Origin of the sequence: Streptosporangium sp. NPDC006930 (assembly GCF_040635605.1) — a bacterium.
Lineage (GTDB): Bacteria > Actinomycetota > Actinomycetes > Streptosporangiales > Streptosporangiaceae > Streptosporangium.
The window spans coordinates 111007-121200 of the sequence record NZ_JBEYID010000011.1 but is presented as its reverse complement, the minus strand read 5'-3'; the positions used below and the strand labels follow the sequence as shown (position 1 = coordinate 121200).

Here is a 10194-nt window from a genome sequence, read left to right as displayed (position 1 = left end):
CCGGCAAGCCCAGCAACCTGAGCCTCCTGCTCTGCCACTAGTGAGACCCGTGCCCGGGACGGCCAGCGACGGCGGCCGTCCCGGGCACTCCCGTTCCGGGAGGGGCCGGAACACCGAGAAAGCCCGGGACCTCAAGGAAACCCGGGAAGCCGGGCGGTTCAGGAAGGTGCGAACGTGCGAGCAGCGGATCGGCTGGTGGCCGACACCGTACGGCGTGGCGGACCCTGGCTCGCCGTCCTCGTGGCCACCTCCGTCCTGGGCGCCTTCGCGCAGCTCGCGCTCCCGCTCGTGCTGGGCAGGACGGTCGACGAGCTCGTCACCGACACGCCCGGCGGCACCGGAGCGGCGACCTGGCTCGGTGCCTGCGCCGCCGCCGTGACCCTCACCGTGCTCTGCGACGCCCTCGGCGTCTGGGCCTCGGGATCGAGCGGCGCGCGCTCCTCGGCCTGGCTCAGGAACCGGGTCGTGCGGAACGTGCTCGGCGTCGGGCCGATGATCACCCACCGGTTCCCCGAGGGAGACCTGGTCACCCGGATGGGCCTGAACACCGAGGAGATCGGACGCGCCCCCGAGTCGATCGTCACCGGGGCCGCGCTGGTCATCCCCACCGCGGGCGGCATCGTGGCCCTCACCCTCATCGACCCCCTGCTGACCGTGACACTGGTCGCCGGGATCGTCCTCATCGCCCTCGTCCTACGGGCCTTCCTCACCGTGAGCACCTCGATAGCGGGCGACTACCAGGCGGCACAGAGCGACATCGCCGCCCGCCTCGTCGACGCCCTCGCCGGGGCCCGTACGATCGCCGCGGCCGGTACCGCCGACCAGGAGCGGGCACGGGTGCTGACCGCCCTGCCCAGGCTGCGCGGCCACGCCATGGACATGTGGCGGGCCAACGCGCGGGCCGGCGTACAGGCGGGAGCGGTGGTCCCGCTGCTGGAGGTGGCCGTGCTCGGGGTGGGCGGGCTGCGCCTGGCCGCCGGGGACCTCACGGCCGGAGAGCTGTACGCCGCCGCCCGCTACGTCGTGCTCGGCGCGGGTCTCGGCTCGGCGCTGGGCTACGTCGGCCGCCTGGCCAGGGCGCGGGCCGCCGCGGCCAGGGTGGAGGAGCTGGTCTCCGAGAGCCCGCGGGCCTACGGCAGCCGCCCGCTGCCCGCCGGCCCCGGCACGCTTGAGCTTCACGGCGTCGACGCGGACGGCCTGCACGATGTCGATCTCGTCATCCCCGGCGGGCAGGCGGTGGCCGTGGTCGGCCGCTCGGGGGCGGGAAAGTCCCTGCTCGCCGCGGTCGCCGGACGGCTGGTGGACCCGCGCCACGGCACGGTACTCCTCGACGGCGTCCCGCTGCCCGACCTCTCCCGCGAGGCGCTGCGCCGCGCCGTCGGGTACGCGTTCGAACGCCCGGCGCTGCTCGGCGAGACCGTCGGCGCCGCCGTCGCCCTGGGGCTCGACCCTCCCACCCCCGGCACCGGGTGCGACGGCCGGCCGGGCGAGAAAGGCGAGGTCGTGCGGGCGGCGGCGCGGGCGGCCCGCGCGGACGCCTTCGTCAGGCGGCTCCCCGGGGGGTACGACACGCCGCTGGAGGAGGCGCCCATGTCCGGCGGCGAGCGGCAACGGCTCGGCCTGGCCCGCGCCTTCGCGCAGGGAGGGCGCCTGCTCATCCTGGACGACGCCACCTCCAGCCTCGACACCGTCACCGAGCGCCAGGTCGCCCGCGCGCTGTCGCGGGAACTGCGCGACCGTACGCGGCTGATCGTGACCCACCGGGTGGCGACCGCGGCGGCGGCCGACCGGGTGATCTGGCTGGACGAGGGCCGGGTACGGGCGTGCGGCGGTCATCGCGCGCTCTGGGCCGACCCCGCCTACCGCGCCGTCTTCCAGGCGGACGCGTCGTGAATCCCACGGACGGACACGTCGCCGGCAGGCCCCTGCGGCGGGCGCTCAGGAGGGACCCGTACCAGCTGGTCAGGCTCGCGGGCTGGTCCGTCGCGGAGACGGCGCCCTCGCTCGTCATCGGCCTGGCCATCGCGCGGGCGATCGACGACGGCTTCGGCACGGGACGTCCCGCGACCGGGTTCGCCTGGCTCGCGCTGCTCGGCGGCGCGTGGCTGCTCGCCGCGGTCGGCGCCCGGCAGGTGGTGATGGCCGTCGCCTCGATCGTGGAGCCGTTCCGCGAGGAACTGCTCGCGCACGTCGTCGACGACGCGCTGCGCCACTCGGTCATGTCCGGGCAGGGGCCGGGAGCGGCTGCGGTGGCCCGCTCCAACCTCCAGGTCGAGCTGGCCCGCGACGCCTTCGCCTCGGTCATCACGGTGGTGAGGTCGTTCGCGTTCACCGTGGTGAGCGTCGTCCTCGGGCTCGCGACCCTCGTGCCCGAGGTGCTCGCGCTGGTGCTCCCCCCCTTCGTCGTGGGCCTTGTCGTCTTCCTGCTGTCGCTGCGCGCCCTGGCCAGGCGGCAGCGGGACTTCATCCTCGCCGACGAGCGCACCGCCGAGGCGCTGGCCACCACGGTGGGCGGGCTGCGCGACATCACCGCCTGCCGGGCCGAGGAGCGGGTGGCGGACGATGTCGGCCTGCGGGTGGCGGAGCAGGCCCGCGCGGCCCGGTCGCTGGCGCGGGTGACCGCGCTGCGCACGCTGTCGCTCGCGGTGGGCGGCTGGTTGCCGGTCCTGCTGGTGCTGTTCGCGACCCCCCGGCTCGTGGGCGAGGGCGCGGGCGCCGGGGTGATCCTGGGCGCCCTCGCCTACGTCACGCAGTCGCTCGCGCCCGCGCTCGGCAACCTCGTGGAAGGGCTGGGCATCAACGGGGTCCGGCTGCGGGTGGCGCTGGGCAGGCTCCTGCGCGACGGCGAGCCGCCCGCGCGGGCGCGCGGGCGGCTCGCGGCGCGGGGCGGAGGGGCCGAACTACGCGGCGTGACGTTCGCGTACGGCCCGCACGCGGAGCCGGTGATCGACGGTCTGGACCTGGTGATCCCGGAGGGGGACCACATCGCCGTCGTGGGTCCCAGCGGCATCGGCAAGTCCACACTCGCCGCGCTCCTGACCGGTGTGCTCCCGCCGGGGGCGGGCGAGGTCCTGGTGCGCGGGGTACCCGCGGACCGGCTCGACCCCGCCGACCGGGTACTCATCCCGCAGGAGGCGTACGTCTTCCGCGGCTCCCTGCTGGAGAACCTGACCTACCTCGCCGACGCCTCGCGGGAGGCGGTGGACGACGCCGTGACCGCGGTCGGCCTGACGAACCTGGTGGCGCGGCTGGGCGGATACTCCGCCGAGATCCACTCGGGGTCGCTCTCCCCCGCGGAACGGCAGCTGATCGCCCTGGCCCGCGCCTATCTCGCCCCGGCCCGGCTGGTGATCCTCGACGAGGCGACGTGCCACCTGGACCCGGCCGCCGAGGCCCGCGCGGAGGAGGCGTTCGCCCGCCGTGGCGGCACGCTCCTCGTCATCGCCCATCGGCTCACCTCCGCCCTGCGCGCCCGGCGGATCCTCGTCATGGACGGCACCAGCGTCCGGCTGGGCACGCACGAGGAGATGCTCGCCACCTCCCCGCTGTACGCGGACCTGGCCGGACAGTGGGACCCGTCGAACACACAGGAGCTGGTGCCTTGACCTCCCCGCCCTCCTTGACCTCCCCGCCCCTCGCGACCTACTCCCCCTGCTCACCGTGTTCCCCGCCCAGGGCCGAGGCCCGGGGACCTCGCACCGGAGGAATTCGATGATCTACCCTCCCGCGGAACGGCACCCGGTCGTCGACCACCTGCACGGTCACGCGGTTCCCGACCCGTACCGGTGGCTGGAGGACCCCGACAGCCCCGCGACGCGAAGTTGGACGGCCGCCCAGGGGGAACTGTGGCGCGAACACGCCGGCACGCTGCCGGGACGCGACCTGTGGCACTCGCGGGTGGCCGCGCTGACCGGGGCCGGAACGGTCGGCACGCCGATGTGGCGCGGCGGGAGCCGGTTCTTTCTGCGTCGTACGGCCTCCCAGGAGCACGCGGTCCTCTACCGCACCGCCCCCGACGGGGCGGAGGAGGCACTGATCGACCCGATGGAGCTCGACCCGAGCGGGCTCACCACGCTCGACCACTGGCAGCCCGACCTGGACGGCAGGCTGGTGGCGTACCAGCTGTCCAGGAGCGGGGACGAGCGGTCGGAACTGCGGGTCATGGACGTCGCCACCCGCCGGGTGGTGGACGGTCCGATCGACCGCTGCCGGTACGCGCCCGTGGCGTGGCTGCCCGACGGCAAGGCGTTCTTCTACGTCCGTTCCCGCCAGGTCCGCCTGCACCGGCTCGGCACCCCCGCCGAGGACGACGCGGTGATCATGGGTGAGGAGCGCTCGTACGGCCTGGGGATCAGCTACAACGGGCGCTGGCTCACGGTCTCGGCGATGGCGGACGGCGGCAACGACCTCTGGCTCGCCGACCTGTCGTCCTCCTCCCCCGAGCGCCCCGACCTGCGGGTGATCCAGCGAGCGGCGGGCGCGATGACGGCGCCCGCCGTCGGCCGCGACGGGCGCCTGTACCTGCTCACCACCCTGGACGCGCCACGGGGACGACTGTGCGTGGCCGACCCGGCCCGACCGGGCCCCGAGCACTGGGTCGACCTGGTCGAAGAGGACCCCGAGGCGGTGATCGGCGAGTTCGCGATCGCCGACCAGACGCTCCTGGTGAGCTGGACCCGGCACGCGGTCAGCGAGGTCAGCGTCCACGACGTGGTGACAGGAAACCGGCGCGGCCTGGTGCCGCTGCCCGGCCTCGGCTCGGCGAGGGAGATGACCACCCGCCCCGAGGGCGGCCACGAGGTCTGGTTCACCTACACCGACAGCGTCACGCCCCTGGGAGTGCACCGCTACGACACGCGCACCGGGCGGACGTCGCTGTGGAGCCCCGCACCCGGCGCCGTGGAGGTGTCCGAGCTCGAAGCCCGCCAGGTGGTCTGCGTCTCCGCGGACGGCACACCGGTGCGGATGGTCGTGCTGGCCCGCCCAGGCTCGGGTCCCAGGCCGACGATCCTGTACGGCTACGGCGGTTTCGGGCTCTCGCTCACGCCGTCGTACTCCAGCTACATCCTGCCCTGGGTCGAGGCGGGTGGGGTCTTCGTCCTCGCCCAGCTGCGCGGCGGCGGCGAGGAGGGCGCGGCCTGGCACCGCGACGGCATGCTGGAGCGCAAGCAGAACACCTTCGACGACTTCGCGGCGGCGGCCGAGAAGCTCGTCTCCGACGGCTGGACCACCCCCGCGCAGCTGGCCGCCTGCGGCGAGTCCAACGGCGGGCTGCTGGTGGGCGCCGCGCTGACGCAGCGCCCCGACCTGTTCGCCGCCGCCGTCTGCTCGGCGGCGCTACTCGACATGGTCAGGTACGAGCGCTCGGGCCTCGGCCCCGTCTGGAGGTCGGAGTACGGCTCGGCCGACGATCCCGAGCAGCTGGGATGGCTGCTCGGCTACTCCCCCTACCACCGGGTCACCGACGGCGTCGACTACCCCGCGACGCTGCTGACCACGTTCGGCGGTGACTCCCGGGTGGACCCCATGCACGCGCGCAAGATGTGCGCGGCGCTGCAGGCGGCGACGTCGGGGACGCGGCCGATCCTGTTGCGCCACGAGGGCGACGTCGGCCACGGCCCCCGCTCGGCGGGCCGCGCCGTCGACCTCGCCGCCGACATGCTCACCTTCCTCGCCGCCCACACCGGCCTGGAGGTTTTCGAGACGCGGTAGACGATCCCGTCCCCCTCCGATCCGGTGTCGTGCGAAGACCGGATCGCCTCGGTATCGGCGCCCTCAGTCGCGGTAACAGTCGGCGAGGGCGGCGAACGCCGCCTTGGGCTCCCACGGCATGTCGGGGTAGGTCCGGCCGGGACGGTCTTCGAGCACCTTGACCAGGCCGTAGCTCGCCATGTCGAAGTCCTCGCGAGGGTCGTCGCGGTGCGGCAGGTTGTAGGACGCGAAGGTGCACCAGAACGCGGTGTCGACACCCTCGGCGGCGAAGACCTCCAGTGACTCCCTCAGGTATGTGACCTGCTCGGCCTCATCACGGATGTAGTCGCCCTTCAGGCCGATCGCCTTCGCGCCGTCCCATTCGACCATGAACATGCCACGCGCGCCCAGGTCGGCCGCGCCCCGGTGGGTCGTGCACCCGAACTCGGTGATCGCGACGGGCTTCCCCCGCGCGACGAGGGAACGGATCGCCTCGGCATACTGATCGGCCACCTCGATCGACGTGTAGGCGTCGACCGAGACGATGTCGAAGGGCGTCCAGTCGATCTGCTCGGACGGCAGCGCGGCGTAGGTGACCTTTCCTGCGAACCGGTCGCGGACCACGCTCACCGTCTTGGCGAGGAAGTCGTTGAGGAGGGCGGGGACCGGCGCCATCACCTCGCGCAGGCGATGCGGCTCGGCCAGCAGGGTGAGCCGGTCGGCGAGGGTGTCGCCGGGCAGGAACCCCTTGGTGAACAGGGTGAGTTCGGCGCCGGTGACGAGGACGACCTCGGCTCCCCGCCCGCGTAGCCGCTCGGCGCGTTCGGCGCAGTCGGCGAGGAAGGTGAGCAGTTCGTCGGTGGTCAGGTCGCAGGTGAACGGCGAGAACCAAACCTCCAGTCCGGCGTCGGCGGCGTGGACGGCGGCGATCTCCAGCCGGTCCGGGTCACCGCCGGTGATCCGGACCGCGTTGCAGTGCAGGTCCTCGCGGATGACCCACATCTCCCGCTTCACGACGTCGGGGTCGAACGGTTCGCGGGTGCTCGGTCCCGCGTCGGCGAGACCGGTGTCGATGAAGCCGGTGTCGTAGGTGATGCCCTTGCCTCGCATGACTCGTACCCTTCTCAATGCCGATTGGATACCGCCGCACGTCAGAGCACGGACTCTCCAACGGGGAGGTATTTACGGTACTCATCGTACCTTAATCGAATGTCAGCGCCGTGTTTCACGAAAAAACAAGGTACGCAGAGTACCTACCAAGGAGGGAAGATGGCCGAGGACCCCGCGGAGCGACAGGTCGCCGCCCCGACCAGGCGGCGCGGCACCGCACTGGAGCAGGCGATACTCCGTGCCGCGGTCGACGAACTCCTCGAATCCGGATATTCGGGTCTAAATATGGATAAAGTCGCCGCCCGGGCCGGTACCAACAAGAACGCGATCTACCGCCGCTGGCCGAACCGGGCCGCGCTCAGCATCGCCGCCTACCGGCAGCTGAGCGCGGCCTCCGCGCCACTGCCCGACACCGGCGAACTGCGCGGCGACGTGCTTGAGCTGCTGCGTGGCGCGAACCGCCACTGGTCCTCGCCCACCGGCGACATCCTGCGCAGCCTGCTGTCGGGCGTCGCCGACGATCCGGAGCTACTCGCGCAACTCCACGAACAGTCCGGCGACGCCGGGTCCGGCATGTGGCTGACGATTCTCGGGCGTGCGGTGGCCCGCGGCGAGGCTCCGCCCGAGGTCCTCCACCCCCGGGTGGCCACCGTCGCCGTCGTCCTGCTGCGCAACGAGTTCGTCACGCGCGGAGTCCCCACCGTGCCCGACAGCGTCCTCGTCGAGATCGTCGACGAGGTGTACCTGCCCCTGATACGCGGACATCGCCGGCCCCCGGACTGACCCTTCGTCACCTCACCCCCCGTCGCGGGGCCGTACCGGATCCAGGCCGTCGCGGACCCCGGCGAGGGTGCTTCAACGTCCACTCCTCTGGACAGAGTCGAGACGGGTCATCTCCTCCGCCGAGAGCCGCAGGGCGCCGGCGGCCACGTTCTCGGCCAGGTGGTCGGGGTTGCCGGTGCCGGGGATGGCCAGCACGTGCGGCCCGCGCTGCAACGTCCAGGCCAGCCGGACCTGCGCGGCCGTCACGCCGTGCGCGCGTGCGACGGCGAGCACCTCCTCGCTCTCGGCGACACTCGCCCCGGCCTCGCGCCCGGTCCCGGCGATCGCGAAGAAGGGGACGAACGCGATGCCCTGTTCCCCGCAGGAGCGCAGGAACTCGTGGTCCTCGGGCCGTGCGCCGATGCCGTAGGCGTTCTGCACGCAGACCACCGGCGCGATGGCCTGGGCCTCGGCGAGGTGCGCGGGCGTGACGTTGGAGACGCCCAGATGCCGGATCATCCCGGCGTCGCGCAGGTCGGCCAGCGCACCGAAATGCCCGGCGATCGAGCTGGACGCCATGTTCTGCGGGATGCGCAGGTTCACCACGTCGAGGTGGTCCCGGCCGAGCTGGCGCAGGTTCTCCTCGACCTGGCCGCGCAGCTGCTCCGGCCTGGCCCACAGCCACTCACCCGACGGATCCCGGCCAAATCCGACCTTGGTGACGATGACCAGGTCATCGGGGTAGGGCGCGAGCGCGCTGTTGATCAGCTCGTTCGCCGAGCGCAGCGCGGAGAAGTAGAAGGCCGCGGTGTCGATGTGGTTCACCCCGAGCTCGACCGCGCGGCGCAGCACGCCGATCGCCCGGCCCCGGTCACTCGGGACGCCGTTCCCGAACGCCGCGCCGCTCTGCGTCAGGCGCATCGTGCCGAACCCGATCCGGTTGACCGGCAGGTCGCCGAGCTCGAAAACGCCCGCGGCCGAAGCGGTGATCGTCTTTGTGGTCATCGAATCTCCTCGCGTGTGAAGACCCCGCCTTCGAGTGTGAAGGAGGTGGGGTCGAAGTCCGCCGGTTCCATGGCGACGGTACGGAACTTCAATGATCTACCCCAGGCTCGATGAGCCGGCTGGCGAGAAGGTCCTCTTCGCCCCCTCACCTCGACGGTGCGGGAGACGACTGTGTCCGGCTCCAGATGCGGTGGGAGTCCGGCACGGGATAAGAGGTGGTGGTGGGGGTGATGTCCCAGACGCGGGTGGAGCCGAGCCGGGTGTCGAAGGCCGACCAGCCGGGGTTGCCGGTGGCGGCGAAGGAGGTCCACGCGGTGCGGACCTGATGGGACAGGGCGGCGAAGTCGGCGGGAGGCGGGGAGCCGAGGAAACGGGCGGCGTAGCGGGTGTGCGGCAGGCCGAAAACGAACGGAACGTCGATGCCGTGAGCGGCGCCGAGCGGCCCGCGCCAGGCGAAGTCGTACAGCCAGGTGCGCCCACCCGTCCTGGCGTGCGCTTCGGCGGTGAAGGTGGTCGGCATGCGCACCAGGGCGTCGGACATCAGCGTGGTGAACAGTTCGGTGACGGTGCTGTCGGGGTAGGCAGCCCGGTAGGCCGTATCGGCGTCGGGGGCGAGGCCGAAGCGGGTGGCAACGACCGCCAGATCGATCCGCTCCGGATCCGCCTGAGGTGGGAAGCCGCGGTATTCCTCGTGAGTGAAACCGCAGAGCAGGTCGATGTGGCGAGCACACCCGTCGGCGAGAGCCTGCCAGGGAGGTGCGGTGACCAGGTCGCCGTCGATGACGGGAGCGAACGCGCCACCGGGACGCCCACCGGTCAGCCGGGCGTCCGGCACCTCCAGGAGCGCTTGAGCGGGCAGCGCGGCCAGACCGTCCCAGGTAGGGGCGGTGCCGACGGCTGCCGCAAGCCGTTCGGTGACCCGCTGGGCCTCGGGGACTTCGAGATGGCCCGCGGGGAGGCTCTGGACGACGCACCGCCGAAACAGGCTGGCGGCCGACGGTGCCGCGGCGAGCAGGGCTGCGGACGCACCGCCGGCGGACTGGCCGAAAACGGTGACGTTTCCGGGGTCACCGCCGAAAGCGGCGATGTTGTCCTGCACCCAGGCGAGCGCGGCGAGCTGATCCAGCAGGCCGCGGTTGTCCGGTATACCGGGCAGGTGACCGAAGCCCTCGAAGCCGGTGCGATAGTCGAAGGTCACGACGACCACTCCGGAGCCGGCCAGGACCGAGCCGTCGTAGTGCGGCATCGACGCGGCGCCGTGAGTCCACCGGCCACCGTAGATCCACACCATCACCGGCAGGCGCGTACCCCCGGGGGCGGGGGTCCAGACGTTCACTTTCAGGCAGTCCAGGCCGTCGCCGGGCTGCCACACCGCCGGAACCCCTGGCGCCGGCGGTCGTTGCGGCGGCGCGCCACCGAAAGCGTCGGCCTCCCGCACCCCGTTCCAGGACGCCGCCGGTCGCGGCGGCAGGAAACGCCGCGCGCCATCGGGTGCGGCGGCGTACGGGATGCCCTTGAACGAGACGACGCCCTCGCGGGTACGGCCGCGGACCAGACCCTGTTGGGTCCGCACCGTGTCGTGCATGTGTTCCTCCTGACGAAATCCCAGGCGTCGATCGGCTCTGA

7 protein-coding genes are annotated in these 10194 nt (G+C 72.6%); 4 read left to right on the top strand and 3 right to left on the bottom strand.

Annotation, left to right across the window (positions count from 1 at the left end; translation table 11 throughout):
• Positions 1–174: 174 nt before the first annotated feature.
• The 3 genes from ABZ664_RS20710 (at position 175) to ABZ664_RS20700 (ending at position 5712) form a co-directional block, all read left to right on the top strand.
• The gene (locus ABZ664_RS20710; RefSeq protein ID WP_362511955.1) at positions 175–1893 is read left to right on the top strand and encodes an ABC transporter ATP-binding protein; all 1719 of its coding nucleotides are present in this window, start codon (positions 175–177) and stop codon (positions 1891–1893) included.
• The gene (locus tag ABZ664_RS20705) at positions 1890–3605 is read left to right on the top strand and encodes an ABC transporter ATP-binding protein (RefSeq protein WP_362511952.1); all 1716 of its coding nucleotides are present in this window, start codon (positions 1890–1892) and stop codon (positions 3603–3605) included. The genes ABZ664_RS20710 and ABZ664_RS20705 overlap by 4 nt, the downstream gene beginning before the upstream one ends.
• Before the next feature lie 106 nt (positions 3606–3711).
• A complete protein-coding gene (locus tag ABZ664_RS20700; RefSeq protein WP_362511949.1) occupies positions 3712–5712 on the top strand; it encodes a prolyl oligopeptidase family serine peptidase in 2001 nt (666 codons plus the stop codon).
• 63 nt (positions 5713–5775) lie between these two features.
• Here the strand turns inward: ABZ664_RS20700 and ABZ664_RS20695 are convergent, their stop codons facing one another.
• The gene (locus ABZ664_RS20695) at positions 5776–6819 is read right to left on the bottom strand and encodes a hypothetical protein (RefSeq protein ID WP_362511946.1); all 1044 of its coding nucleotides are present in this window, start codon (positions 6817–6819) and stop codon (positions 5776–5778) included.
• Positions 6820–6960: 141 nt separating this feature from the next.
• On the opposite strand from ABZ664_RS20695, the gene ABZ664_RS20690 reads away from it, so the two are divergent.
• Positions 6961–7584 carry a TetR/AcrR family transcriptional regulator gene (locus ABZ664_RS20690; RefSeq protein ID WP_362511943.1) on the top strand — a complete coding sequence of 208 codons (624 nt, stop codon included), beginning with the start codon at positions 6961–6963 and terminating at the stop codon, positions 7582–7584.
• A 72-nt stretch (positions 7585–7656) separates the two neighbouring features.
• Here ABZ664_RS20690 and ABZ664_RS20685 read toward each other — a convergent pair whose 3' ends face one another.
• Together ABZ664_RS20685 and ABZ664_RS20680 are read right to left on the bottom strand one after the other, a co-directional pair.
• Complete coding sequence (locus ABZ664_RS20685; RefSeq protein WP_362511940.1) at positions 7657–8568, bottom strand: oxidoreductase; 912 nt, start codon at positions 8566–8568, stop codon at positions 7657–7659.
• 145 nt (positions 8569–8713) lie between these two features.
• The gene (locus tag ABZ664_RS20680) at positions 8714–10153 is read right to left on the bottom strand and encodes a carboxylesterase family protein (RefSeq protein WP_362511937.1); all 1440 of its coding nucleotides are present in this window, start codon (positions 10151–10153) and stop codon (positions 8714–8716) included.
• Between the last annotated feature and the right edge of the window lie 41 nt (positions 10154–10194).